General features: G+C 70.3%; 18 protein-coding genes and 2 pseudogenes. 10 read left to right on the forward strand and 10 right to left on the reverse strand.

Annotation, left to right across the window (positions count from 1 at the left end; all coding sequences use genetic code 11):
- Positions 1-4 precede the first annotated feature (4 nt).
- Positions 5-517, reverse strand: a complete 513-nt coding sequence (locus tag F0415_RS08380) for a hypothetical protein (RefSeq protein ID WP_149860763.1) — start codon at positions 515-517, stop codon at positions 5-7.
- A gap of 208 nt (positions 518-725) precedes the next feature.
- Here F0415_RS08380 and F0415_RS08385 point away from each other — a divergent pair, with 208 nt between their 5' ends.
- Positions 726-1,604 (forward strand): helix-turn-helix transcriptional regulator, encoded by an 879-nt coding sequence (locus F0415_RS08385; RefSeq protein ID WP_149860764.1) that lies wholly within the window; start codon positions 726-728, stop codon positions 1,602-1,604.
- Between the two features lie 116 nt (positions 1,605-1,720).
- Positions 1,721-3,196 carry a MocR-like pyridoxine biosynthesis transcription factor PdxR gene (gene pdxR / locus F0415_RS08390; RefSeq protein WP_149860765.1) on the forward strand — a complete coding sequence of 492 codons (1,476 nt, stop codon included), beginning with the start codon at positions 1,721-1,723 and terminating at the stop codon, positions 3,194-3,196.
- A gap of 3 nt (positions 3,197-3,199) precedes the next feature.
- On the opposite strand, the gene F0415_RS08395 is transcribed toward pdxR, so the two are convergent.
- Positions 3,200-3,799 carry an exonuclease domain-containing protein gene (locus tag F0415_RS08395; protein WP_149860766.1) on the reverse strand — a complete coding sequence of 200 codons (600 nt, stop codon included), beginning with the start codon at positions 3,797-3,799 and terminating at the stop codon, positions 3,200-3,202.
- Between the two features lie 2 nt (positions 3,800-3,801).
- On the reverse strand, positions 3,802-5,628 hold the full coding sequence (locus tag F0415_RS08400; RefSeq protein ID WP_188310339.1) for a DUF294 nucleotidyltransferase-like domain-containing protein: 1,827 nt from the start codon (positions 5,626-5,628) through the stop codon (positions 3,802-3,804).
- Positions 5,629-5,821: 193 nt separating this feature from the next.
- On the opposite strand from F0415_RS08400, the gene F0415_RS08405 reads away from it, so the two are divergent.
- Entirely contained in the window at positions 5,822-6,829 is a 1,008-nt protein-coding gene (locus F0415_RS08405; RefSeq protein ID WP_149860768.1) for a hypothetical protein, read from the forward strand.
- 101 nt (positions 6,830-6,930) lie between these two features.
- Entirely contained in the window at positions 6,931-10,398 is a 3,468-nt protein-coding gene (locus F0415_RS08410) for a hybrid sensor histidine kinase/response regulator (RefSeq protein WP_149860769.1), read from the forward strand.
- 486 nt (positions 10,399-10,884) lie between these two features.
- On the opposite strand, the gene F0415_RS08415 is transcribed toward F0415_RS08410, so the two are convergent.
- From F0415_RS08415 to acs, 5 genes are all read right to left on the reverse strand, one after another.
- Entirely contained in the window at positions 10,885-11,364 is a 480-nt protein-coding gene (locus F0415_RS08415) for an SRPBCC family protein (RefSeq protein WP_149860770.1), read from the reverse strand.
- Positions 11,345-11,728 carry an ArsR/SmtB family transcription factor gene (locus tag F0415_RS08420; RefSeq protein ID WP_149860771.1) on the reverse strand — a complete coding sequence of 128 codons (384 nt, stop codon included), beginning with the start codon at positions 11,726-11,728 and terminating at the stop codon, positions 11,345-11,347. Before F0415_RS08420 ends, F0415_RS08415 begins: the two co-directional genes overlap by 20 nt.
- Before the next feature lie 175 nt (positions 11,729-11,903).
- Positions 11,904-13,100: a S1 family peptidase gene (locus F0415_RS08425; protein WP_188310340.1), complete on the reverse strand. Its 1,197-nt coding sequence runs from the start codon at positions 13,098-13,100 to the stop codon at positions 11,904-11,906.
- Between the two features lie 175 nt (positions 13,101-13,275).
- A complete protein-coding gene (locus F0415_RS08430; RefSeq protein WP_149860773.1) occupies positions 13,276-13,944 on the reverse strand; it encodes a response regulator in 669 nt (222 codons plus the stop codon).
- A 2-nt stretch (positions 13,945-13,946) separates the two neighbouring features.
- Positions 13,947-15,908, reverse strand: a complete 1,962-nt coding sequence (acs, locus tag F0415_RS08435; RefSeq protein ID WP_149860774.1) for an acetate--CoA ligase — start codon at positions 15,906-15,908, stop codon at positions 13,947-13,949.
- Positions 15,909-16,109: 201 nt separating this feature from the next.
- Between acs and F0415_RS08440 the strand changes: the two genes are divergently transcribed.
- From F0415_RS08440 to F0415_RS08455, 4 genes are all read left to right on the forward strand, one after another.
- Entirely contained in the window at positions 16,110-17,444 is a 1,335-nt protein-coding gene (locus tag F0415_RS08440) for a DcaP family trimeric outer membrane transporter (RefSeq protein WP_149860775.1), read from the forward strand.
- Between the two features lie 13 nt (positions 17,445-17,457).
- On the forward strand, positions 17,458-17,727 hold the full coding sequence (locus F0415_RS08445) for a DUF4212 domain-containing protein (protein WP_149860776.1): 270 nt from the start codon (positions 17,458-17,460) through the stop codon (positions 17,725-17,727).
- A 3-nt stretch (positions 17,728-17,730) separates the two neighbouring features.
- On the forward strand, positions 17,731-19,500 hold the full coding sequence (locus tag F0415_RS08450; RefSeq protein ID WP_210244174.1) for a sodium:solute symporter family protein: 1,770 nt from the start codon (positions 17,731-17,733) through the stop codon (positions 19,498-19,500).
- 96 nt (positions 19,501-19,596) lie between these two features.
- A complete protein-coding gene (locus F0415_RS08455) occupies positions 19,597-19,899 on the forward strand; it encodes a hypothetical protein (protein WP_149860777.1) in 303 nt (100 codons plus the stop codon).
- Between the two features lie 28 nt (positions 19,900-19,927).
- On the opposite strand, the gene F0415_RS08460 is transcribed toward F0415_RS08455, so the two are convergent.
- Positions 19,928-21,112, reverse strand: a complete 1,185-nt coding sequence (locus F0415_RS08460) for a DesA family fatty acid desaturase (RefSeq protein ID WP_149860778.1) — start codon at positions 21,110-21,112, stop codon at positions 19,928-19,930.
- Positions 21,113-21,273: 161 nt separating this feature from the next.
- Between F0415_RS08460 and mutM the strand changes: the two genes are divergently transcribed.
- A complete protein-coding gene (gene mutM / locus F0415_RS08465) occupies positions 21,274-22,086 on the forward strand; it encodes a bifunctional DNA-formamidopyrimidine glycosylase/DNA-(apurinic or apyrimidinic site) lyase (protein ID WP_149860843.1) in 813 nt (270 codons plus the stop codon).
- Between the two features lie 245 nt (positions 22,087-22,331).
- On the opposite strand, the pseudogene F0415_RS12700 reads toward mutM, so the two are convergent.
- Positions 22,332-23,647 (reverse strand): annotated as a pseudogene (locus tag F0415_RS12700) (IS3 family transposase); the annotation flags it as partial.
- Positions 23,648-24,144: 497 nt separating this feature from the next.
- Between F0415_RS12700 and F0415_RS08480 the strand changes: the two are divergent.
- Positions 24,145-25,298 (forward strand): annotated as a pseudogene (locus tag F0415_RS08480) (IS3 family transposase); the annotation flags it as partial.
- Between the last annotated feature and the right edge of the window lie 83 nt (positions 25,299-25,381).

Here is a 25,381-nt window from a genome sequence, read left to right on the forward strand (position 1 = left end):
CGCCTCAGAGGGCGCCGGCCCCGGACCAGGTCCGGGCCAGCGCCCGGCGCGCCGCCAGCATCAGCGGCACGCCGATCAGCAGCATGTGCGCCGCCAGGTCGGGCAGGACCTCGAGCAGCGACGTGGGCGTCTTCAGCGGCGCCCGCGACAGCGGCACCACCACATAGGTCATCACCAGGAAGACCAGCACCCCATACAGCAACCCGCCGACGACGGCGCGGCGCGGCGTGGCTATCCGCCGGCCGCCGAGCACGGCGGCGCCGAAGGCGATGCCCAGCATGATCAGGTAGTGCGCGCTGGCGCCGAGCGCCGCCGAGGCCAATCCGCCCTCGAAGGCGGCCCGGCCCTGCAGGCCACTGGCGATCACCTGCAGCACCCGCTCCGGCGTCACCTCCCATTGCAGCCAGGCGCGGGTGAAGGCGTAGGCCAGGTCCAGGCTGCCGGCGATCAGGGTGCCGATCAGCAGCCAGGACCAGGCGGGGCGTTTGCGGAAGCTCAGGGGCATCGGGGCGGGCATGGCGGGAATCGGTAAGCGACTGTAGCCGGACCATGACGGCGCCGATGTGCCGGCCCGGCCTCCGTCGTCCGCCGGGGGTGCCGGAAGTAATGCCCACGATCATGAACGGGCCAATTGGTCCACCAAACACGCTCCGGATTTGGTCGGTCGGCCCGGCCCGCCACTTTTCTAGCCTCGGCCATGGGAAAGCCACCAAGGAAACGTCCCCATGGAACCGCATATCCACTCTGACATCCGCCACGGCCACATCGGCCTGGGACGCAGCCTGGACCTGGCCCACGAGGCGCCGGGCCAGGGCTGGCTGCTTTCGCTGGCCGAGCGCGGCGCCACCGTGCATGTTCCGGCCGGCTGGAGCTCGGTCTGGGTGCTGCTGCGCGGCGAGGCGCAGGCCGGTACCCCTTACGTGGACATCGAACTGGCGCGCGGCCAGATGCTGACCTGGAGCGACGGCCCGCTGCGCCTGTCCATCCGCCGTGATGGCTGGCTGCTGGGCTTTGCCGCACCCTCGGGACTGTGGCGACCGAGCCCCGCCCTGCGCTGGGCCCGGCCGCGCATGCTGCACTCGCGCCGGCGCGAGGAGCTCCGCGAGCTGCGCCGGCTGCTGGTGCGCCTGGGCCGCGAATGCCGGGCCGGCGGCGCCAGCGCCCTGCTGGTGCAGTCGCTGCAGGACGCGGTCTTCGACAGCCAGACCGACCTGGCGCCCTGGCTGGAGCGCTGCAACGGCCAGAACACCGCCCGCAAGGAATACACCCTGCAGCGCCTGCTGCGGGCCCGCAATGTGCTCGAGCACAGCCACGGCGTCACCGACGGCGTGGCCCACCTGGCCGGCATCGCCCGCTACTCGGTGACCCACTTCAAGCGCAGCTACCACGACGTGTTCGGCATTTCCCCGGGCGAGCACGCCATGCAGCTGCGGGTGGCGCACACCTGGAAGCTGGTGACCTCCACCAGCCTGCCCATCGCCGATGTCTGCGAGGCGGTCGGTTTCGAGAGCAAGAGTGCTTTCTGCCGCACCTTCCGCCGCAGCTTCGGGATCACGACGTCGGAAGCGCGTGCGAGGGGCCGGGAGATGCTGGCCAGCGCCTGAGCGGCGACCGGAATGGATCGGGCGTGTGCCGTCCGGTCCATTCCGGCGCCGCGGCGGCCCTGCGGCCGTAGAATCGGCCACAAGCGCAAGCGGCGCGAAGGGGGAGGAGGCGAGCGATGGACCTTTTCCTGGACGGCAACGGCCCGGTATCCCGGCAGCTGTTCAACGCCATCCGCGCGGCCATCGCCGAAGGCCGGCTGCATCCCGGCGACAGGCTGCCGCCCAGTCGTGACCTCGCCGCCGCGCACGGCGTTTCGCGCGGCACCGTGGTGGCAGCCTATGAGCTGCTGCGCGTGCATGGCCTGGTGGAGTCGCGCACCGGCTCGGGCACCTATGTCGCCCGCTCGCCCGAGAACCGCGCGCCGGCGCCGGAAGCGCCGCCGCGCGACCCGCAGACCAGCTACGCCCGCCGCGCCCGCCTGGCGCACGACCACTCGCGCATCCCCGGCCGACCGGTGGCGGGCGCGCGCATCGATTTCCAGTACGGCATGGCCTCGCCGCCCTCGCTGCTGCGCGCGCGCTGGAAGCGGCTGCTGGCACGCGCCCGGCCCTTCGACCACTGGGGTTATCCGCCGCCGGCCGGCTCGATGCGGCTGCGCAAGGCCATCGCCCAGCACATCGCCCGCACCCGCGGCGTGGTCTGCTCGCCCGAGGACGTGCTGGTGGTGAACGGTGTGCAGCAGGCCACCGCCCTGGTCTGCCGCGTGCTGCTGGAACCGGGCGACGTGGCGGCGGTGGAGGATCCCGGCTACTTCAGCCTGCGCCGCACCCTGCAGATGCATGGCGCGCAGATGCGCGGCATCCCCGTCGATGGCGAGGGCATGCAGGTGGACAAGCTGGAAGGCAGCCAGGCCAAGCTGGTCTGCGTGACGCCTTCGCACCAGTTCCCCACCGGCGTGGTGCTGTCGGAGCAGCGACGGCAGGCCCTGGTCGACTTCGCCAACCGCACCAGCGCCTGGATCCTCGAGGACGACTACGACGGCGAGTTCCGCCAGGACGGCCCCGCCCTGCCCTCGCTCAAGGCCATGGACCGCGATGGCCGGGTGATCTACGCCGGCAGCTTCTCCAAGACCCTGTTCGCCGCCCTGCGCCTGGGCTACATGGTGGTGCCGCCCGGCCTGCGCCTGGACTTCTTCAACAGCAAGTGGGCGATGGACTTCGGCTGCTCCATGCTCGAGCAGACGCTGGTGGCCGAGCTGATGGAGTCCGGCGACTACGACCGGCACCTGGTGCAGCTGTCACGCCGCCTGCGCGAGAAGCGGCAGCTGCTGCTGTCCATCCTCAACGAAACGCTGGGCGCCAGCGTCGAGATCCATCCGGCCCGTACCGGCATGCACCTGCTGGTCTGGGTCAACGGCCTGAGCAATGACGACGCCGGGAAGATCATCGCCAGCGCCGCCGCCGATGGCCTGGGCCTGCACCCGGTGGCGCCCTGCTACTTTTCGCCGCCGCCGCGGGCCGGCTTCCTGATGGGCTTCGGCGCCCTGAGCGCGCGCGAGCTGGCCATCGGCGCCCGCCGCTTCGCCGACCTGGTCACCCGGCACCTGCCGGCCGGCGCGCCACGGCGCGGGCTGATACGGCTGGTGCGCTGAGCCTCAGCGCGCGCGCAGCGCCAGCCAGGCCAGCGCCACCGTGACCGCATCGCCCAGGGCGGTGTGCCGGGCCAGCACCGGCACGCCGAGATCGGCGGCGATGCCCTCCAGCGAAAGGTCCAGCACGCCCTCGGGGCGTGCCAGCCGCGCCTGTGGCCGGTAGGCGCGGGCCAGGTCCACGCTCGGGTTGGGCAGCGGAAATCCGGTGACCAGCCGCACTGCCGGATCGAGCATGGCCAGGTCGAAGCCGATGTTCAGGCCGAGCAGCCGGCGCGGGCCCAGCCAGCGCAGGAAGTGCGGCAGCACCTCGCGCAGCGGCGGCGCGCCGGCCACCTCGGCCGGCGTCAGCCGGTGATGCCGGATCGAGGCGATGTCGAAACCGCGCTGCGGATGCACCAGGGTTTCGAAACGCTGCGACAGCAGCACGCGATCGTCGCGCACCGGCACCGCCGCCAGGCTGAGCACGGCGTCGTGGCGCGGATCCAGGCCGGTGGTTTCCAGGTCCAGCGACACCCACTCGTTTTCCGGCGGTGGAGCGAACAAGGCCGCCCACGGCCCCTCGCCATGCCGCCTGCCCAGCCACCAGCGCCGCAACGGACCCATGCTCAGCCGCGCAGGTGGAAGACGTCGGCCACGTGCGCCTTGAACTCGTTGGCCACGCGCAGAGCGTCGCGCAGCAGCTCGCGATCCAGGTGGCGCAGGCCGGCGACGTCGATGCCGTTGGACGGCAGCCGACCCGCCTCCAGGTCGGCCAGTTGCTGGCCCAGGCGCAGGCGCACCAGCACCGCCAGCGCCTGCGGCAGGTCCCGGCCCAGCGCCGCAGGCAGGGCGCCGGCCGCGACCAGGGCGGCGCAGCGGTCGAAGCTGTTGCGGTGGCGGATGCCGTGCTTCAAGGCCAGCGTGCGCAGTCCGTGCACGATGGGGAAGATGCCACCGCGTTTGAGGTCGGCGCGGCCGTCGCGCTCGCGCACGTGGCCGAAAAACGTCAGCGGATTGCCTTTCGCCAGCGTCGCCTCGGCCAGGTAGCGCAGCAGCACCTCGTCGCGGCCCAGGGCCAGCAGCGCCGCCGGCAGCGGCGCGAACAGGTCCGCATTGCCGGCCACCGGCCGCGCGTCGAGCAGAATGGCCAGGTCCAGGGCACTGCGGCCGTCGGCGACCCGCGCCCACTGCTGCACGCGCTCGTGCCAGCCGCGCAGCTCCAGGCGCCAGTGCGGATTGCTGACCATCACCTTGCCCGGGCAGGGCGGATAGCCGATGTCGGCCAAGGCCGCGGAGAAGGCCTCCATCGCCGCCGGCAGCCCGTCCCAGTCGAAACCGTCGGCCAGCACCAGGGCATTGTCCTGGTCGGTCTTGAGGATCTGCTCGCGCCGGCCCTCGCTGCCCAGCACCAGCAGGCACATGCGCGACTGCTGTTCCGGCGGCACCAGCAGGGCGAACACGCGCGCCAGCACGCGGGTGTTGAGGGCGCTGACCATCTCCATCAGATAGCTGGTCTTGGCGCCCTGGGCGTGCAGCTGGCGCACCAGGTCGGTCATCCCGCGCGCGGCCTCGGCCACTTCGGCCAGATTCGCGGCCCGCGCCAGCCGCAGGCTGATCAGGTGCGAGCTGCTGGCGTAGTGCGCCAGCACCTCGGCCATGCCCAGGCTGCCGACGTAGTCCTCGCCGCGACGCACCAGCACCCGTTCGACATGGTGTTCGGTCATGCTGACCAGGGCCTGGAACAGCACCTCGTCGGCGCGCACCGACAGCAGGGGCCGGCTGGCCAGCGGGCCGATCGGCGCGCCCAGGTCCAGGCCGCGCGCGGTCAGCGCGTCCAGCAGGTCGGTACGGGTGACGATGCCCGGGCCTTCGCCGCTGCCGGGCGCGGCGCGCACCAGCAGGCAGTCCACGCGGTGCGCACGCAAGGCGGCGGCGGCCTCGGCGATGCTGGCCTCGTGTGCCAGCACATGCAGCGGCGCCAGCTGGGCATCGCCCACCCGCGTCAGCATCAGCCGGTTGAGTTCGCCGGGCTGCTCGCGCTCGGCCAGCAGCTTGCGCTTCACGCTCAGGGCCTGGTGGAACCAGGCGGCGAAGCGGCCGTTCTCCTCCAGCAACTGCTCGAACACCGGCGCCGGCAACAGGAAGCACACGGTGTCCTGCTCGGCGCGATAGCTGTGCCGGGCGCGGCCGGCGATCACCGCGAAGGCACCGAACAGGTCGCCCGGACCGTAGTCGGCGAACAGCCGCGCCTGCTCGCCCTCGCCGTCGAAGGCGCGCACCAGGCCCTTGAGGATCACCTGCACCGCGTCGGCAGGCTGACCCGCATGGATGATGCGGGTGCCGGCCGGATGGAAGGCCAGATCCGCTGCCGCGGCCAGCCGTTCGCGCTGCGCCGGCTCGAGCAGGTCGAAGGGCGGCGCGTCCAGGTCCAGCCCGGGAGGCATGGTGGCCATGGGCGCAGCCTGCCATGGGCCGCCGCCGGCGTCAGTTCGACCTTGGTCCGGCGCCCTCACGCCTGGTGGCGGCAGTTTGACGCCGATGAGCGGCGGCTCCGTCGCAACGGCGCCGGCGCGCGACGGCTTTGGCCTAGCCTGCATCCCGTTGCCGACAGCTGCATGCCGCCCTCATGCCCAAGGACCACAACCAATGCCCCTGACACGCCCGCTCATGATCGCTTGCCTGGCCTTGGGCCTGGCCGCCGGCCACAGCCATGCCGATGTGCCCCTGCCCGCCCGTTTCGAGGCCGACCAGGTGTGGCTGGTCCCGCGCCTGGACGGGCGCGAGTTGCGCCTGTTCACCGATACCGGCGGCGGCTGGAACGCCATCGGCCGCGAGATCGCCGAAGCCGCCGGCTGGCCGATCGAGGTCGTGGACACCGGCCAGGGCGAACTGGCCGTGGTGCCCTTCCCCGCCTTCGACGAGGGCCACGGCATCCCGGCGCCGCCGGCGCATTTCATGCAAGGCCGGCTGGCGCTGGCGGAACCGGCGCGGTTGTTCGGCGGCGACGGCTTCCTGGGCGGGCGCTGGTTCGCCGACGGCATCTGGGATTTCGACTACCCCGCCGGCACCCTGACCCGCCGCGACGCCGCCGTGCCGCCGGCGGGCAGCCACGCCGTGCCGCTGGGCTTCCAGGTGGACGCGGCCGGCCGACGCACCACCCACTTCCCGTCCATGGACATCGTCGTGGACGGCGAGACCCTGCCGGTGCTGCTGGATACCGGCGCCACCGCCCACCTGACCGAAAACTCGGCGCCGCTGTTCGGACGCGAGCCGGACGACATGATGGGCGTGTCCTTCATCGAGCAGGAAGTGTTCGAGCGCTGGGTGCGGCGGCATCCGGACTGGCGGGTGATCGAGGCCGGCGACCGCAAGGGCCCGCAGCTGCGCCGCATGATCGAGGTGCCGGCCGTCACCATCGCCGGCTACACCGTCGGCCCGGTCTGGTTCTCGGAGCAGCCGGCGGGCGCCTTCCAGCAGTACATGGCCACGATGATGGACCGGCCGACCTGGGGCGCCATCGGTGGCTCGGCGCTGAAGCACTTCCGGGTGCTGGTGGACTATCCGGGCGCCACCGCCCACTTCCTGCCGGCGGACGCCGCTGGCGACGCCACCGGGCGGCACACGGACGCCGGCGACGGCAAGGCCGGTGGCTGAGCCCCCGACCAGGCCCCGGCTGCGACTTTGGTCGTAGGCCGCGGCCCGGCCGCATGGCGGCGCTATAGTCGCCCTTCGCCGGGGAAAGGCGGGGAGGGGGCGTGATTCCGGGCTGGATCCTGCTGCTGGTGTCGGTGGGCTATGTCGGCCTGCTGTTCGCGGTGGCCTGGTGGGGCGACCATCGGCCGCTCTATCCCAGCCGCCAGTGGCTGCGGCCGCTGGTGTATTCGCTGGCGCTGGCGGTGTATTGCTCGTCCTGGACCTTCTACGGCGCGGTCGGCACCGCGGCCAAGTCGGGCCTGGGCTTCCTGCCGATCTACCTGGGCCCGATCCTGCTGTTCGTGTTCGGCTGGCGCATCCTCGAGCGCCTGGTGCTGGTGGCGCGCGAGCAGAGCACGGTCTCCATCGCCGACTTCCTGGCCGCCCGCTACGGCCGCGCCCAGAACATCGCCGCCACCGTGACCCTGGTGGCGGTGATCGCCGCCATTCCCTACATCGCCCTGCAGTTCAAGGCGGTGGCCATGAGCATAGACGTGCTTTCGGGCGCGGCGCCGGGCACCGGCGGCGAACGCGGCGTGCTGGCCGACCCGGCCCTGTACGCGGCCCTGCTGCTGGCGCTGTTCGCCATCCTGTTCGGCACCCGGCAGATCGACGCCACCGAACACCACCACGGCATGATTCTGGCGGTGGCGCTGGAATCGCTGGTCAAGCTGCTGGCCTTCGTCGCCGTCGGCGCCTTCGCCCTTGGCCACCTGCCTGGTGCCGAAGGTGTGGTGGAGCGCTTCCGCGAGGCGGCGTGGCAGATCATCGAGCCCGGCATTCCGGCCGGCTTCGTTTCGCAGACCCTGCTGGCCTTCTGCGCCATCGTCTGCCTGCCGCGACAGTTCCACGTGGCGGTGGTCGAATGCGGCGAAGTGGCCGACGTGCGCCGGGCGCGCTGGCTGTTCACCGGCTACCTGGTGGTGATCTGCCTGTTCGTGCTGCCGATCACCTCGGCCGGCCAGGCCCTACTGGCCGGCAGCGGCGCCGCGCCCGACACCTACGTGCTGGCCCTGCCCATGGCCCTGGACAACACCGCGCTGGCGCTGGCGGTATACGTGGGCGGCTTCTCGGCCGCCACCGGCATGGTGATCGTGGCCTCGGTGGCGCTGGCGACGATGGTCAGCAACGACCTGGTGATGCCGGCGCTGTGGCGCGGACGCCTGGCCCAGGACCTGCACAGCCCACACCTGGGCACGCGGGTACTGTGGGTGCGCCGCTTTGCCATCCTCGCCATCGCCCTGCTGGCCTATGCCTACTACCGTGGTGCCGCCGGCAGCGGCGAAAGCCTGGCCGCCTTCGGCCTGCTGGCCTTCGCGGCGGTGGCGCAGTTCGCGCCGGCCCTGATCGGCGGCCTGTACTGGCGCGGCGCCAGCCGGCGCGGGGTGATGGCCGGGCTGATCGCCGGCTTCACGCTGTGGGCCTACACCCTGCTGCTGCCTGCCCTGGGCCGGGCCGGCTGGTTCGACACCGGCTGGCTGGCGCACGGCCCGCTGGGCCTGGCCTGGCTGCGGCCGGAGGCGCTGTTCGGCCTGGTCGGCTGGGACGCCATCACCCACGGCAGCTTCTGGTCGCTGCTGGCGAACACCGGTGCCCTGCTGGTGGTGTCGGCGCGCTATCGGCCCAGCCTGGACGAGCGCATCCGCGCCACGCCCTTCCTGGACCCGTACGCGCAGCGGCCGCTGGCGGCGCCGGGCGGCTGGCAGGGCAATCTCAGCGTCGGCGACCTGCAGCAGCTGGCGGCGCGCGTACTGGGCGAACGTCATGCCCGTCGTGCCTTCGCCGAGTACGCCGCCAGCCAGCAGCGGGAACTGGCGCTGCAGGCGCCGGCCGACCGCGCCCTGATCCAGTTCACCGAGCGCCTGCTGGCCGGCGCCATCGGCGCCGCCTCGGCGCGCCTGACCCTGACCACCGCCCTGCGCGGCTCGGGCATGGAGCTGGGCGAGGTGATGAGCCTGCTGGACGAGGCCAGCCACGAGCTGCGCTTCAACCGCGAGATCCTCTCGGCCACGCTGGAGAACCTGTCGCAGGCGGTGAGCGTGGTGGATCGCGACCTGCGCCTGGTGGCCTGGAACCGCCGCTACCAGGAAATGTTCGGCTTCCCCGCCGGCATGCTGTACGTAGGCCGGCCGGTGGCCGACCTGATCCGCTACAACGCCGAGCGCGGCGAGCTGGGCCCGGGCGACGTCGAGCAGCAGGTGGCCAAGCGGGTGGAGTACCTGCGCCAGGGCTCGCCGCATGTGTTCGAGCGCATCCGCCCGAACGGCCAGGTGATCGAGATGCGCGGCCAGCCACTGCCGGGCGGCGGCTACGTCACCACCTACAGCGATGTCACCGCCTACAAGCAGGCCGAGCAGGCCCTGCGCGAAGTGAACGAGACCCTGGAGCAGCGCGTCGCCGAGCGCACCCGCGAGGCCGAGCAGGCCAACCTGTCCAAGACCCGCTTCCTGGCGGCGATCAGTCACGACGTGCTGCAGCCGATCAACGCCGCCCGGCTGTTCACCTCGGCCCTGCGCGAGGCCGCCGGCGACCCGGCCGAGCAGCAGCGCCTGGCCGAACGCGTGGACGCTTCGCTGCGCGACGCCGAGGAACTGCTGGACGGCCTGCTGGACATCTCCCGCCTGGACGCCGGCGCCCTGAAGCCGGAGCTGGGCGTGTTCCGCCTGGACGAGCTGCTGGCCAGCGTGGCGGCGCAGTACGCGCCGCTGGCCGCCGCCCGCGGGCTGCGCTTCCGCGTCCACGGCGGCAAGGTTTCGGTGCGCAGCGACCGGCGCCTGCTGCGCCGCGCCCTGCAGAACTTCGTCGCCAATGCCCTGCGCTACACCAAGGAAGGCCGGGTGATCCTGGGCGTGCGCCGGCGCGGCAACCAGGTGGAGATCGAGGTCTGGGACAGCGGCCCGGGCATCCCGCCACACCATCTGGCGCAGATCTTCGAGGAGTTCCGCCGCTTCGATCAGCCCTCGCCCTGGGGCGAGCGCGGCCTGGGCCTGGGCCTTAGCATCTGCCAGCGCGTCTCGCGCATGCTCGACCACCCGATCAGCGTGCGCAGCTGGCCCGGCCGCGGCAGCGTGTTCGGCATGCGCGTGCCGCTGGCCGATACCACCCTGCCGGCCAAGCCGCCGCGGGCCCCGGCCCAGGGTGGCGAGCTGAGCGGCCTGAAGGTGCTGTGCCTGGACAACGACCGCGAGATCCTCGAGGGCATGGAGGCCCTGCTGGGCCGCTGGGGCGTGCAGGTGCGCGTGGCCGAAACCGTGGCCGCCGCCCGCGCCCTGGCCGAGCGCGAGCGCCCGGACGTGCTGCTGGCCGACTTCCACCTGCACGACGAGATGGACGGCCTGGGCGCCCTGGCCGGCCTGCGCGAGCTCTGCGGCGAGCAGACCCCTGCCCTGCTGGTGACCGCCGACGGCAGCGACACCGTCAAGCGCGCCGCCCGCGACCTTGGCATCCCCGTGCTGACCAAGCCGGTGAAGCCGGCGAGCTTGCGGGCATTTTTGGCGGCGCAGAGGAGGCGGGCCGGCGTCGCCGGCTGAGGCACCTTACTTCTTCATTGGCGCGACCTCGGCGCAGGCGTCCCAAACCGGAAGTGGAAGCCGCACCCCGCCAGACAGCTTCGACGGGTAGTGGACAACTGGGTGCGGAAGCGGGAGAAGCGCGAGAAGGATCCGAAGGATCGCAACGATGAGTGAGCACGACCTCACGCTGAAGTTCCGCCTGCCGGATGCCAGCGCCATCCCGGGCAGCACAGCGGCGCTCTTCCGCCCGGCGCCCGTCGTTTTCGCGAACCCGCGTTGACTGCTTTCGACCAAGGCAGGCATCAGGTCTGTCGCCCCGGCTTCTTGATTCCGGCGGAAAGCGGGCAGGACGTCCTGGAAGGCCGGAACGGAGCTGGTCGGGCACGTTCTCGCGAAGGGCGCGGCTGAACCGCTCGAAGCAGGTGTTCCGGTTCGGCTGGCCGGGCGGGATGCACCGGATCGGCGTGTCTTGCTCCCGGCCCGCCCGGTGAGGGCCTCGACCACTCAGCCGCCGCGCAGGTGCGCCGCCAGCTTGTCGAGTGTCTGGTAGCCGTACTCCACCGCGCCGAAGCCGATGACTTCGCGGCGGCGGGCCTTGCTCGGGTGCAGTTGCCGCAGGGTCAGCACCGTCTTGCCGTCGTCCTGGCTGTCGAAGGTGATGGTGACGTGGAAGCGGTTGGGGTCGTCGTCGCGGTCGGTGCCGTGGTCGAACACCAGCCTCTCGGGCCGGCGGATCTCGAGAAAATCGATGCGGTTCGGGTAGACGGTGCCGTCGGGCCCGCGCATGTCGAAGCGCCAGCGGCCGCCGGGGCGCAGATCCATCTCGTGGGTGGCGCAGCTGAAACCTTTCGGGCCGAACCAGGCCATCAGCTGCCCGGGCTGCGTCCAGGCGTCGAAGACCAGCTCGCGCGGCGCGTCCAGGACACGCGAGATGACGATCTCGCGCTCGATCAGGCGTTCCAGCTCAGGATTTCGGCTTGCCATGGCGTGGGCTCCTCGTTCGGGTCGTTGGCCGGGCCTCGCGCGCCTGCAGCTGGAGCAGATGCGCCTCCAGCCGATCCAGGCGCCGCTCCCAGGCGTTGCGGGTGTGCTCCACCCAGGCGGAAATCTCCGCCAGGCCCTCCACCCGCAGGGAGCAGGGCCGGCGCTGGGCGTCGCGGCCGCGGGCGATCAGGCCTGCGCCTTCGAGCACCTTCAGGTGTCGGGAGATCGCCGGCACGCTGATGTCGAAGGGCGCCGCCAGCTCCAGCACGGTGGCGTCGCCGCGGGCCAGGCGGGCCAGGATCTGCCGACGGGTGGGGTCGGCCAGGGCGGCGAAAGCGGCATCGAGCGGGGCGGCGCGGGACATGCGCCTTATTTAACTACATGGTTAAACAATGTCAAACCGCCCCTTGGCTGGGCTCCGGCCCGGTCACGGGACGGGCGATGCGCAGGCGTGCGGTGGTGTGGCCAGCTCGCCCCCCCCCCCGAAAACAAACGCCCCGGGGTGGCCGGGGCGTTCGCCTGTCGCGGAAGGGTGCCGGTCAGGGGCTGAGCTTCAGACTCAGCCCATAGGCCTGCAGCAAGGGGTTGAGCGGCTGGAAATAGCTGGTGGCCAGCTTGGCCTGCTTGCCCTTGCAGCTGTAGTTGCCGCCGGAAAGCACGCCCTGGGCCTGGCCGGGCGTGGTGATGAAGGACCCGCCGGAATCTCCGCCCTCTGCGCAGACCTTCACCTGGGTAAGGCCGTTCACGGTGGCGTCCGGGTATTGCACGGTGACGTTCTTGGCCTCGATCACGCCGCAATGCAGGCCGGTGGTACGGCCGGAACGGCACACCGCGGCGCCGATCGGCGCCTCGGTATTGCCGCGCACCGGAATGTCGCCGTCGCCGTAGCCGTTCACCACGGGCTGCAGGGTATGGCCATTGTCCACCTGCACCCAGGCGCGATCGGCACCAGGGAAGTCCGAGGCGGCGAAGGCGCCGATCTGGCTGACGGTGCGGCGCCGCACCAGCACGAAGGCGCCGTCGCCGGCCGCTCCGCAATGGCCGGCCGTGGCGAAGCCCTGGGCGCCGTTGCGGGTCACCGCGAAGCCGACCGAACAGTAGTAGTAGTTGCTGCCGTCGCTGGAAAGGTACTCGCTGCCGCCCATCAGGGTCGCCAGCGGCCTGGGCGCCGAGGCCATGGTGCGCAGGCGGATGGTGTCGGAATCGGCGCCGCTGGCGGCGATGAAGTCGATGGCCGCCTTGCGCGCGCCCGGGGCCACGTTGATGGTGACGCTGTTTTCGCGCACGTCCACGAACCAGCCGTACACGCCTTCGGGCACCCTGGCGCCGCGCGCCACCATGTCGTCCATGTCCTGCTTGGCCGCTTCGAGCCGGGCAAGGCTGTGCCGGACGTTCCTGATCTCGGTCCCGGCCGGCCCGCGCTGCGGCCGAATGGATGTGGTGGCGACGACGAGCTGGTACTGGCCGTCGGGCTTGCGCTCCAGCCAGCTGCCCGCGAAGCGGTCGCCCTGCGCCTTGGCCAGACGCTGGCCCTGCTGCGCGGCCAGGCGCTCGATCTTCAGGTACTGGCTCAGCTGGGCCGGCGACAGGCCGAGGTCGCGCTGCATGGCCGCCCGCATGGCAGGAGCGACATCGCGGTCGGACGGTCCGGCGGCGGAGACCGCCAAGGCCACGAAGAAGACAAGGGGGGAAACAGCCAGCAGGCCACGTTTGGCCCAGTTCACGAACTTGCGCATCTGCATTCTCCTGTCGGATGGACGTGGATGGCGCAGGCCTGCCGTGGGGGGCACGGACAGCAGGCGGGGCGGGCCCGGCGCGCCGATACTGGCACAGGCCCCCGTCGAGGTCGAACCCGGCGCCGCAATCGGCGCTGCGGCGCAACAGCCTGGGGCCGGACGCCGCGCCTTGGCCTCACCCGCGGGCGCTTGCGTCGGTGCCCGGATCCACCGCCAGCTTCCCCGCCATCAGCACCGCCTGGGTGCGGTTGCTGGCGCCGAGCTTGCGCAGGATGGCGGTCATGTGCGCCTTCACGGTGGCCTCGGACACGCCCAGGGCGTGGGCGATCTGCTTGTTGAGCAGGCCGCTGGAAAGCATGGAGAGCACGCGGAACTGCTGCGGCGTCAGCTCGCGCAGGCGGGCGGCGATCTCGGCCTCGTCCGGGCGCAGGCCCTCGCCGGCCTCGGCCTGGGGCGGCGCCCAGGTGTCGCCGGCAAGTACGGTGCTGATGGCCTCGCCGATGGTGGCCGGGTCGGCCGATTTGGGAATGAAGCCGGCGGCGCCGTAGTCCAATGCCCGGCGCACCACGCCGGGCTCCTCGCGGGCCGAGACCACCACCACCGGCAGCTGCGGCTGGCTGCCGCGCAGGTGCACCAGGGCGCTGAAGCCGTGCGCGCCGGGCATGTTCAGGTCCAACAGCAGCAGGTCGGCGTCGGGGTTGGCCTCGGCGGCGGCGAACAGGGCGTCGGCGCTGTCGGCCTCGACCAGACGGGCGGCCGGCAGCAGCCGGCCGACGGCGCCCTTCAGGGCTTCGCGGAACAGCGGATGGTCGTCCGCGACCAGGATGGTGGGCGCGGCCGTCACGCTCAGCGCGCCTGCCGTTCCCGCACCAGGCTGTCCACCACCGCCGGGTCGGCCAGGGTGGAGGTGTCGCCCAGCGAACTGCGGTCCACGCCCTCGGGGCCGGCCTCGGCGATCTTGCGCAGGATGCGGCGCATGATCTTGCCGCTGCGGGTCTTGGGCAGGCCCGGCGCCCACTGCAGCCAGTCGGGCGCGGCGATGGGGCCTATCTCCTTGCGCACGTGCGCGACGAGCTCCTTGCGCAGCGCCTCGCTGGGTTCGACCCCCGCCTTCAGCGTCACGTAGGCATAGATGCCCTGGCCCTTGATGTCGTGCGGCGCGCCCACCACCGCCGCCTCGGCCACGGCCGGGTGCGCCACCAGGGCGCTCTCGACCTCGGCGGTGCCCATGCGATGGCCGGAGACATTGATCACATCGTCCACCCGGCCGGTGATCCAGTAATAGCCGTCGGCGTCGCGGCGGCAGCCGTCGCCGGTGAAGTACATGCCCGGGTAGGTCTTGAAATAGGTGTCGATGAAGCGCTGGTGGTCGCCGAAGACGCTGCGCATCTGCCCCGGCCAGGAATCCAGCAGCACCAGATTGCCTTCGGCGGCGCCCTCGAGCAGGCGGCCTTCCGCGTCCACCAGGGCCGGTCGCACGCCGGGCAGCGGCCGGGTGGCCGAGCCGGGCTTGGTCGGGGTGGCGCCGGGGATGGGCGAGATCAGGATGCCGCCGGTCTCGGTCTGCCACCAGGTGTCCACGATCGGGCAGCGGCCCTCGCCGACCACGCGGTGGTACCACTCCCAGGCCTCGGGATTGATCGGCTCGCCGACGGTGCCCAGCAGGCGCAGGCTGCGCCGCGAGTGTTTCCGCACCGGCGCCTCGCCCTCGCGCATCAGGGCGCGGATGGCGGTGGGCGCGGTGTAGAACACGGTGACGCCGTGGCGGTCGCAGACCTGCCAGAAGCGGCCCGGGTCCGGATAGGTCGGCACGCCCTCGAACATCAGCGAGGTGGCGCCGTTGGCCAGCGGCCCGTAGACCACGTAGCTGTGGCCGGTGACCCAGCCGACGTCGGCGGTGCACCAGTAGATGTCGCCGGGCTTGAGGTCGAACACCAGCTCGTGCGTGTAGGCGGCCCAGACCAGGTAGCCGCCGGTGGTGTGCAGCACGCCCTTGGGCTTGCCGGTGCTGCCGGAGGTGTAAAGGATGAACAGCGGATCCTCCGCGTCCATCGGCACCGCCTCGTGCGTGTCCGGCTGGCTGTCGACCACGGCGTCGAACCAGCGGTCGCGCGGCATCTGCATGGGCACGCCGGCGCCGGTGTGGCGCACCACCAGCACGGTCTCGACGCTGTGGGTGCCGGGCTTCTTCAGCGCCTCGTCGACATTGGCCTTCAGCGGGATGGCCTTGCCGCCGCGCAGGCCCTCGTCGGCGGTGATCACCAGCTTGCTGCTGCAGTCGGCGATGCGGTTGGCGATGGAATCCGGCGAAAAGCCGCCGAACACCACCGAGTGGATGGCGCCGATGCGGGCGCAGGCCAGCATGGCCACCGCCGCCTCGGGAATCATCGGCAGGTAGATGGTGACGCGGTCGCCCTTGACCACGCCCAGCGAGGTCAGCGCATTGGCCAGCTGGCAAACGCGGGCGTGCAGCTGCCGGTAGGTGATGCGGCGCGGCTCGGCGTTCGGATCATCCGGCTCCCAGATGATGGCGACCTGGTCGCCGCGCTCGGCCAGGTGCCGGTCCAGGCAGTTGACGCTGGCATTGAGCTGACCGTCGGCGTACCAGCGGATGTGGAAGTCCTCCAGCCGGTAGCTGGTGTCCTTGGCCCGGGTGTAGGGCCGCGACCAGAGCAGGCGCTGGCCCAGGCGGGCGAAGAAGGCCTCGGGATCACGCACGGACTCGTCGTAGTCGCGCTCGTAGTCGGCGGCCCGGTAGTTGGCGGCGGCCTCGAAATCGGCTGGAACGGGATGGATGCGGTCGGACATGGCAACTCCTGCGGGCCGGCGTGTCGGCCGGCCGGTCCGCGAAGATTAACCCCGCTGCCGAGCGATGCGGCCCCGCTCCGGCCATTAGACATTGGTCTAGCCGCGCGCCGGTTTCGACCAATTGGGAATGGCCGCCCGCGCACGGCCCTCCACAGACTCGGCCGGCCGCTTTGGCCATGGCCCGAATTCCGGGAGGGGAACATGAAGCAGACGAAAACCACGCAGCGCCGGCCGCTGGCCCTGTGCCTGGCGCTGGCCCTGGCCGCGCCGGGCGTCGCGCCGGCCCAGGAAACCGCGGATGGCGACGCCGGCCTCGAGGCCCGCATCGCCCAGCTGGAACGGATGGTGGCCGCCCTGAAGGGCGAGCTGGAGGCGCAAAAGGCCGCCCAGGCCGAGCAGGCCGCCAAGGCGCCCGATCCGGCCAAGGGCATCCAGCAGACGCCGATCATGCCCGCCGCCAACCCGGGCACCCGCTTCAGCTTCGGCGGCTTCATCAAGCTCGACAGCCTGTACACCCGCAGCAACGGCGGCGAGATCCCGGACGGCAGCGCCGGCCGGCTGTTCTACCTGCCCGGCGCGATTCCGGTGGGCGGCGCCGACGAAGGCACCGACCTGGACGTGCACGCGCAGTTCTCGCGCCTGTGGTTCGGCGCCGACACCGACCTGGACGGGTACAAGCTGCGCGCCTACCTGGAGATGGACCTGTTCGGCGGCGCCCTGGGCAACGAGATAGCCACGAACACCTATGGCGTGACCATCCGTCATGCCTACGTGGCCTGGGACAAGTGGCTGGCCGGCCAGACCTGGTCGAACTTCCAGGACGTGGCGGCGCTGCCCGACGCCGTGGACTTCATCGGCCCGACCGAGGGCACGATCTTCGTCCGCCAGGCCCAGCTGCGCTACAGCAACGGACCCTGGTCGGTATCGCTGGAGAACCCCGAAACCACCTTCACCGGCCATCTCAACGGCGTGCGCGGCAACAGCGACGACAACAACGTGCCCGACCTGAGCCTGCGCTACACCCACAAGGCCGACTGGGGCCACTTCGGCATCGCCGGCCTGGTCCGCCAGCTGAAGGTGGAGACGCCAGCGGCCAGCGAGTCGGAAACCGCCTTCGGCCTGAGCCTGTCGGGCAAGGTCAACATCGGCCGCAACGACGACCTGCGCTTCATGCTCAGCGGCGGCAGCGGCCTGGGCCGCTACCTCGGCCTGGGCCTGGGCCCGGACGCCATGGTCGCCGCCGACGGCTCGCTGGAGGCGCTGGATGCCTACGGCGGCTTCATCGCCTGGCGGCACGTGTTCTCGCCGAAGCTGCGCGGCAACCTGTTCTACTCGGCCGCCAGCTACGACAACGACACCGCCCTCACCGGCCTGGGCGTCACCAAGTCCTCGCAGTCCATCCACGCCAACCTGATCTGGACGGTGCTGCCCAAGCTGGAGATCGGCGCCGAGCTGATCCACGGCACCCGCGAGCTCGAAAGCGGCGCCGAGGGCGACCTCGACCGCCTGCACATGCACGTCAAGTACAGCTTCTGACCGGGGAGGTCACATGAGCGCACCTGTCACCGAAGAGCGGCGCAAGGAGTACTGGCGCCGCACCCTGCGGATCACGGCAATCCTGCTGGCGATCTGGTTCCTCGTCACCTACGTGGTGATCTTCTTCGCGGTACCGCTGAACCAGATCACTTTCCTGGGCTTCCCGTTCGCCTTCTACATGGGCGCACAGGGAGCACTGATCGTCTATGTCGCCCTGATCGTGTTCTACGCCAGGTACATGAACAAGCTGGACCGCGAGTTCGGCGTGGCGGAGGAGGGCTGAGCCATGAGCGATTTCGTCAGCCGTCTTCCCAAGATCTACGGGATGTACACCGGAGGCTTCATCGCCTTCGTGGTCATCCTGGCCATCGCCGAGCAGATGGGGCTTCCCAACGTCTGGATCGGCTACGTCTTCATGGCGGCCACCATCGGCCTGTACGCCATGATCGGCATCATGAGCCGCACCGCCGAGACCGACGAGTACTACGTCGCCGGCCGGCGCGTGCCGGCGGTGTTCAACGGCATGGCCACCGGCGCCGACTGGATGAGCGCGGCCAGCTTCATCGGCATGGCCGGCACCCTGTACGCGCAGGGTTACGACGGCCTGGCCTTCGTGATGGGCTGGACCGGCGGTTACGTGCTGGTGGCGCTGTTCCTGGCGCCCTACCTGCGCAAGTTCGGCCAGTACACCATCCCCGACTTCCTGGGCACCCGCTACGGCGGCAACCTGCCGCGCAGCATCGGCATCATCTGCGCCATCACCGCCAGCTTCACCTACGTGATCGCGCAGATCTACGGCGCCGGCATCATCACCAGCCGCTTCCTCGGCATAGACCTGGCCACCGGCGTCTGGGTCGGCCTGGCCGGCGTGCTGGTGTGTTCGCTGCTCGGCGGCATGCGGGCGGTGACCTGGACCCAGGTGGCGCAGTACATCGTGCTGATCATCGCCTACCTGGTACCGGTGGTCTGGCTGTCCATCAAGGTGACCGGCAATCCGGTGCCGCAGATCGCCTACGGCGAGGTGCTGCAGCAGATCGGCGGCCTGGAGCAGCAGCTTGGCGTGACCGCCGGACATGCCACGCCGTTCGTCAAGAACGACATGGTGAACTTCATCGCCCTGACCTTCTGCCTGATGGTGGGCACGGCGGCGCTGCCGCACATCCTGATGCGCTTCTTCACCACCCCCAGCGTGAAGGAGGCGCGCAAGTCGGTGGGCTGGAGCCTGTTCTTCATCTTCCTGCTGTACTTCACCGCGCCGGCCTACGCGGCCTTCGCCAAGTTCGAGGTCTACAGCAACGTGATCGGGCAGTCGATCGCCACGCTGCCGGCCTGGGTGGCGTCCTGGTCGAAGGTGGGGCTGGTGTCGGTGTGCGACGCCGTCAACGCCATGGAGACGGTGAAAGGCTGCGCCGCCAACGGCAACGGCGACGGCATCCTGCAGCTGACCGAGCTGGTGCTCAATGCCGACGCGATCGTGCTGGCGACGCCGGAGATCGCCGGCCTGCCCTACGTGATCGCCGGCCTGGTGGCCGCCGGCGGCCTGGCGGCGGCGCTGTCCACCGCCGACGGCCTGCTGCTGACCATCTCCAACGCGCTTTCGCACGACATGTACTACAAGATGATCAACCCGAACGCTTCGACGAAGAAGCGCCTGATCGTCGCTCGTGTCATCCTGCTGGGCGTGGCGGCGGTGGCGGCCTACGCGGCATCGCACGCGCCGGCCACCATACTGGCCATCGTCGCCTGGGCCTTCTCGATCGCGGCGGCCGCCTTCTTCCCTGCCCTGGTGCTGGGCATCTTCTGGAAGCGGGCGAACAAGGCCGGCGCGGTCGCGGGCATGATCGTGGGCTTCGGCATCACGCTGTACTACCTGATCAACGTGAAGTTCTTCGGGATGCAGCCCTGGTTCGGCATCAAGGACGTGTCGGCCGGCATCTTCGGCATCCCGCTGGGCTTCCTGACGATCTGGATCGTCAGCCTGATGACCAGGGAGCCGGCGCAGGAGATCAAGGACCTGGTCGAGGACCTGCGCTACCCGCGGCTGGTGCGCAGCTAGTCTCTCTCCGCCGCGGCCCGGCGCTCCCCGGGCCGCGGTCTCCCCGACGCCGATGTGCGAACATCGGCGTCTTCTTTTGGGTGCCGGTAACCGACCATGCTGACGGCTTACACCATCATCCAGTTCGTGCTGGCAGTGCTGATGTGGACCCTGGTGGGGCGCGGCGTGCTGCGCCTGCTGATCCCGGGCGACCCGATGGCCAACCCGGTCTACCGGATCTTCACCTGGGTGCTGTGGCCGGTGCTGGCGCCGCTGAAGGCGACGCTGGGGCGGCTGGTGCCGCACTCGCACCTGGGCTGGTACGCGCTGTTCCTGCTGCTGACGCTGCGCGTGGGGCTGTACATGCTGTTCTACAGCCAGGGCTGGCTGGTGCTGCCAGCCCCTGTCGCCGGCGCCTGAGCGGCGCCGGCCCTGCTGCCGGCCGGGCTCAGGCCCTGGCCGGCGCCATCGCGTAGCCCTTGAGGCAGGCCGAGAACTCTTCCAGGGCGCGGATGCCCGAAGCCTCGGCCTCGGCGCACCAGGCGCGCAGGGCTTCCAGCTTGGCCTCGGCCTCGGCGCTGCGCAGCTCGTAGATCGCCAGCAGGCGCTGGCGGAACTCGATCAGGCGGTGGATCTGCGGCCGCTCGTTGATCCAGGCGGTGAAACGGGCGCGCTGCTCCTCGCTCAGCCAGCGGCCCTCGCTGCGGAAGGCGCGGCGCAGGCGACCCGGCAGGTCACGCGCCTCGGCCTGCAGGTGCGGCTTGAGCACCATGCGGTAGTAGTCGGTGGCCACCTGCCAGCGGTGCGCCATCATGGCCTTGAGGGTCTCGGCATCGGGCACCTGGATGTTCGGGCGCAGGTCCAGCTCCGGGGCCACGCGCAGCACCTTGGCCAGGCCGACCGCCTGCAGGCCGCGGATCATTGCCCAGCCGATGTCGAACTCGTAGCGGCGCAGGGCGAAGCGGGCCGAGCTCGGGAAGGCGTGGTGGTTGTTGTGCAGCTCCTCGCCACCGATCCACACGCCCCAGGGGGTGAGGTTGGTGGAGGTGTCGGCGGTGTCGAAGTTGCGGTAACCCCACCAGTGGCCCAGGCCGTTGACGACGCCGGCGGCCCAGAACGGGATCCAGGCCATCTGCAGGGCCCAGATCGCCACGCCCGGGATGCCGAACAGGGCGAGGTTGATGAACAGCATCAGCACCGGGCCCATGGTGGCGTGCGGGGTGTAAACGTGGCGCTCGATCCAGTCGTCGGGCGTGCCCTTGCCGTACTTCTCCAGCATGTCCTTGTCCAGGCGCGCCTGCTGGTAGAGCTCGACACCGCGCCAGAGCACCCGGTTGATGCCGGCGAAGCGCGGGCTGTGCGGGTCTTCCTCGGTCTCACACTTGGCGTGGTGCTTGCGGTGCACTGCCGTCCACTCCTTGGTGACCATGGCGGTGGTCAGCCAGGCCCAGAAGCGGAAGAAATGGGTCAGCACCGGGTGGAAGTCGACGCCACGATGGGCCGCGCTGCGATGCAGGTAGAGGGTGACGGTGAAGATGGTGGTCTGCACCACCACCAGGAAATAGACGGCCATCTGCCAATAGCTGGCCTGCGTCAGGCCGCGGGACAGCCAATCGTAGAGCGCGGGGGACATGGTGACTCCGGAGCGGGCGCGGGGCCCGGTGTTGCGTTGGGGAAGCCGCATCATGCCCCCCGGCGGGCCCCCCGTCACCCTGCGAGGGGGTACGGAATGGGGCCGGGATTCAGGTTCGGCGGGTGATTGAGCCCATCGCACGGGCGGGCGACACTGCCGCCATGCCCGAACTGCCCGAAGTCGAAACCACCCGCCGCGGCATCGCCCCGCACCTGGAAGGCCGGAAGATTGCCGGCGTGACCCTGCGCCGGCCGGACCTGCGCTGGCCCATCCCGCCCGAGATCCGCCGCCTGTTGCCCGGCCAGCGCCTGTTGGCGGTGCGGCGGCGGGCCAAGTATCTGCTGCTGGACACCGAGCCCGGCGCCGCCCTGGTGCACTTGGGCATGAGCGGCGTGCTGCGGGTGCTGCCCGGACGCACCCCGCCGGCTGCCCACGACCACGTGGACATCCGCCTGGATTCCGGCCGGGTGCTGCGCTTCACCGACCCGCGCCGCTTCGGCTGCCTGCTCTGGCAGCCGGCCGGCGAGACGCACGAGCTGCTGGCCGGCCTCGGCCCCGAGCCGCTGTCGGACGCCTTCGACGGCGACTACCTGTTCGAGCTCAGCCGCGGCCGCAAGGCGCCGGTCAAGACCTTCCTGATGGACCAGGCCGTGGTGGTGGGCGTGGGCAACATCTACGCCGCCGAGAGCCTGTTCGAGGCCGGCATCGCCCCGCACCGGGCGGCGGGCTCGATCAGCCGCGAACGCTACGCGCGGCTGGCGGCGGCGGTGAAGCGGATCCTCGGGCACGCGATCACGCGTGGCGGCACCACCCTGCGCGACTTCCTGTCACCGGATGGGCTGCCGGGGTATTTCGAGCAGGAGCTGCGAGTGTATGGGCGGGAGGGCGAGCCCTGCCTGGTGTGCGGGCGGAAGATTCGCGAGAGCCGGCTTGGTGGAAGGGCTACGGCGTGGTGTGGAGGGTGTCAGAGGTAGCTGAATCGCCCGGGCTTCCCGGAGGCGATCGGTTCAAGCTGATCGTGGCGCTGCCGCTGGCGAAGCGGCGCGCCACCGCTCAGGAACTTGGCTCGGTGATCACGGCACATCACTAGCGCCGTCCTGCTTGAGCACGGCAATGATCCGGTCGCGGTAAACCTCGACTTCTTCATGCAACCTCCTGGCGGGGAAAAGATGCCAGAAAGTTCCACTTATCGGCTGTCTACCGACCGGGGAAGCTTACGGTTGTACCAGTCGACGAACGCCCGCGCCCAGCGCCGCGCCTGATCGAGGTCGGCAAATCCCTTGGCCGGAAAGCCCGGGCGGTACTTGGCGGTGCGGAACAGCGATTCGACAAAGGCGTTGTCGTCACTCACCCGTGGGCGCGAATAGGACGGGGTCACGCCCAGCCACTGCAGCATCGCCAGCACCGTGGTGGCCTTGAGCGTCTGCCCGTTGTCGCCATGCAGCACTGGTTTGGTCGGGGTCGCATGAAGGCCCTCGGCCAGCGCGGTGCGCTTGAGCAGATGGGCCGCGTGCTCGCCGGTGTCGGACGCGTGCACCTCGTAACCGACAATCTTGCGGCTGTAGAGGTCGAGGATCAGGTAGAGATAGAACCACTGCCCGCTGACCGTCCGCGGCAGCCAGGTCACGTCCCAGCACCAGACCTGGCCCGGCGCCTGGGCGACATGGGTGGTCGGTGCACGCCCCGCCTCGGGCGCCTTGGCGCGTCCGCGGTGCGCTACCTGCGCGGCCGCGTGCATGACCCGGTAGAACGTCCGCTCGCTGGCCAGATACACCCCTTCATCGGCCAGGCGCGGCACGATCTGGGCCGGCGGCAACGCAGCAAACCGGTCCTCGTTGACCACGCGCAGGATCGCGGCGCGCTCGGCCTCGCTCAGGGCGTGGGCCGACCGGGGGCGAACGGCCTGGGGGCGGCGATCCGCCCGGATCCCGCCGGCCTCGTCCTGCCAGCGCTGAACGGTGCGGGGGTCGATGCCGACCACCTCGCAGGCCGGTGCCAGCCGGGCGCCTTTGGTACGGGCTTGTTCGATGTCGCGGACCAGTGCCTGGCGATCTTCCAGCGCAATCATGCGTCCGCGTCCTTTCGGAAGATCGCCTCGGCTTTTTTTGCCAGCACCAGGAGCGCCGCCGCTTCCGCCAGCGCCTTGTCCTTGCGCCGCAGCTCGCGCTCCAGCTCACGCACACGGCGCCGCTCTGCCTTGGCATCGGACGCGACAGCGGCACCCGCAGGATCCGCCAGCGCACCAACGGCGGCCTCGCGCCACTCATCCAGCTCGCTCGGGAACAACCCGTGCGCGCGGCACCAGGCGTTGCGATCCTCCGCACTCATCGAGGCCGTCGTCAGCACCGCCTCGAACCGGGCCGCCGCCGTCCAGCCGCCAGGCTTCGGCCCGGACGCCAGAGCCGCCGCGCGCCAACGCTCCAGCGTCGCCACCGACACACCCATCTCCCGCGACACCACCGCCAGATCGGCACTCTCAGGCGGCAACAGCCTGGCTACCGCCTTGTCCTTGAACGCTTGTCCGTATCGAGCCACTTGCCATTTCCTCTCGCCCCCAAACATGGTCCTATCGGGGCGGCAACTAGTCTGACACTGGGGGCACCGGCCAAGGCAATGCTGACCAAGCCGTTCCTGGAAATGTCCACGCTCTCGACACGTCTCCCGATAGCATTGAGCAATAGCCTCGGGAAGTCCGGATCGCCGAACACCGCGTTCGATTTGGCATCGGTCGCATGAGCCTTCCCAAGCAGCCGCAAGACCGGGCCATCAAAACTTAGCTCGATGTAATCCCGAACAAAGCAAACACCGCTCACCTCTTCTCCTACGATGCTTTCAATCGCAGATCCTGAAGAAGACGAAGAAATCATGGCTTTTTATCCAAGTAGTGGTGTGCCGCAGGATCATTGTTGGAGACAGTGCGCCCAGTTGCAGGGTTGACGGTCTGCCGCCCCTCGTTCATGTAAACCGCCCTGGCACCTTGGAGTTGACCCGGTTTAGTGGACACCTCATCGTTGGATTTGGAGGAGTTCACCATGGCAGACAAGACGGTTCGATACGCGCCGGAGTTTAGGCGGCAGATGGTGGCGTTGGTCGGCACGGGCCGGACGCCGGCATCGCTGTCCAAGGAGTTCGGGCCTTCGGCCTGGACGATTGGGCTTTGGGTCAAGCAAGCCCAGCGTGATGCGGGCAGCGGCGACGGCGGGCTGACGAGCGCTGAGCGCGAAGAGCTGCAGCGCTTGCGGCGCGAGAATCGGCGGCTGAAGGAGGAGCGCGACATCCTCTCAAAAGCCGCGGCCTGGGTCGCCACGGAGAACGGCCCCTCGAAGCGCTCTTCGGGTTCGTGAAGGCGAATCAGGCCACCCATTCGGTCGAGGTCATGTGCCGATTGCTTGGCGTGTCCAGGAGCGGGTTTTACGCCTGGTTGAAACGCCCGATGTGCCAGCGGCAGCGGCGGGATCTGGAACTGACGGGCACGATCTGCGCGATCCACCGCCGCTCGCGGGAGACCTACGGGGCCCCGAGCATCCACGCCGAGCTGGCGGACGATCACGGCATTCACATCGGCCGCAAGCGCGTGGCCCGGCTGATGCGCCAGAACGGCCTGCGGGGCGCCACGCTGCGCAAGTACGTGGTGACCACGCAGAGCGATCCGGAGGCGGCCAAGCCCATCGATCTGGTGGAGCGCCGGTTCTTCGCCGACGCGCCCGACCAGCTGTGGGTGGCGGACATGACCTATGTCCCGACTTGGTCGGGCTGGCTGTATCTGGCGATGGTGCTGGACGTGTACTCGCGCAAAGTCGTCGGCTGGGCCATGGACACGAACATGCGCACCGAGCTGATCCTCGACGCGCTGCAGATGGCGGTGACGCAGCGTCAGCCGAGCGGCGTCATCCACCATTCGGACCGGGGGTCCCAGTACACGAGCTATGCTTTCGGCAAGCGCTGCCGGGAAGCCGGCATCATGCCGTCGATGGGCTCGGTGGGCGATGCCTACGACAACGCGATGGCCGAGAGCTTCTTCGCCACGCTCGAACGCGAGGTGCTCAACCGTCGGCGGTTCAAAAGCCAGGCCGAAGCCAGGATGGCGATCTTCGAGTGGATCGAGGGCTGGTACAACCCGCATCGTCGTCACTCGGGTCTGGGTTACCGATCGCCGGTCAACTACGAGCGCGCACATCACCAAGCAAGGGTCCGGATGGCAGAGCTTCCGCCACCTGCAGCAGCGGAACCGACGTCGGGTAAGATCCCGGAGGCAGCATGAAGGAAAGA

The sequence above is a fragment of the Arenimonas fontis genome, from assembly GCF_008386465.1.
In the GTDB taxonomy this organism is placed as follows: domain Bacteria; phylum Pseudomonadota; class Gammaproteobacteria; order Xanthomonadales; family Xanthomonadaceae; genus Arenimonas; species Arenimonas fontis.

Bases quoted from the DNA above. Each gene is read 5' to 3' on its own strand.
- F0415_RS08380 (WP_149860763.1), bottom strand. From the start codon at position 517: ATGCCCGCCCCGATGCCCCTGAGCTTCCGCAAACGCCCCGCCTGGTCC.
- acs (WP_149860774.1), bottom strand. From the start codon at position 15,908: ATGTCCGACCGCATCCATCCCGTTCCAGCCGATTTCGAGGCCGCCGCC.
- F0415_RS08395 (WP_149860766.1), bottom strand. From the start codon at position 3,799: ATGGGTCCGTTGCGGCGCTGGTGGCTGGGCAGGCGGCATGGCGAGGGG.
- pdxR (WP_149860765.1), top strand. From the start codon at position 1,721: ATGGACCTTTTCCTGGACGGCAACGGCCCGGTATCCCGGCAGCTGTTC.
- F0415_RS08455 (WP_149860777.1), top strand. From the start codon at position 19,597: ATGCTGACGGCTTACACCATCATCCAGTTCGTGCTGGCAGTGCTGATG.
- F0415_RS08420 (WP_149860771.1), bottom strand. From the start codon at position 11,728: ATGTCCCGCGCCGCCCCGCTCGATGCCGCTTTCGCCGCCCTGGCCGAC.
- F0415_RS08450 (WP_210244174.1), top strand. From the start codon at position 17,731: ATGAGCGATTTCGTCAGCCGTCTTCCCAAGATCTACGGGATGTACACC.
- F0415_RS08440 (WP_149860775.1), top strand. From the start codon at position 16,110: ATGAAGCAGACGAAAACCACGCAGCGCCGGCCGCTGGCCCTGTGCCTG.
- F0415_RS08425 (WP_188310340.1), bottom strand. From the start codon at position 13,100: ATGCGCAAGTTCGTGAACTGGGCCAAACGTGGCCTGCTGGCTGTTTCC.
- F0415_RS08405 (WP_149860768.1), top strand. From the start codon at position 5,822: ATGCCCCTGACACGCCCGCTCATGATCGCTTGCCTGGCCTTGGGCCTG.
- F0415_RS08385 (WP_149860764.1), top strand. From the start codon at position 726: ATGGAACCGCATATCCACTCTGACATCCGCCACGGCCACATCGGCCTG.
- F0415_RS08445 (WP_149860776.1), top strand. From the start codon at position 17,458: ATGAGCGCACCTGTCACCGAAGAGCGGCGCAAGGAGTACTGGCGCCGC.
- F0415_RS08415 (WP_149860770.1), bottom strand. From the start codon at position 11,364: ATGGCAAGCCGAAATCCTGAGCTGGAACGCCTGATCGAGCGCGAGATC.
- mutM (WP_149860843.1), top strand. From the start codon at position 21,274: ATGCCCGAACTGCCCGAAGTCGAAACCACCCGCCGCGGCATCGCCCCG.
- F0415_RS08400 (WP_188310339.1), bottom strand. From the start codon at position 5,628: ATGGCCACCATGCCTCCCGGGCTGGACCTGGACGCGCCGCCCTTCGAC.
- F0415_RS08460 (WP_149860778.1), bottom strand. From the start codon at position 21,112: ATGTCCCCCGCGCTCTACGATTGGCTGTCCCGCGGCCTGACGCAGGCC.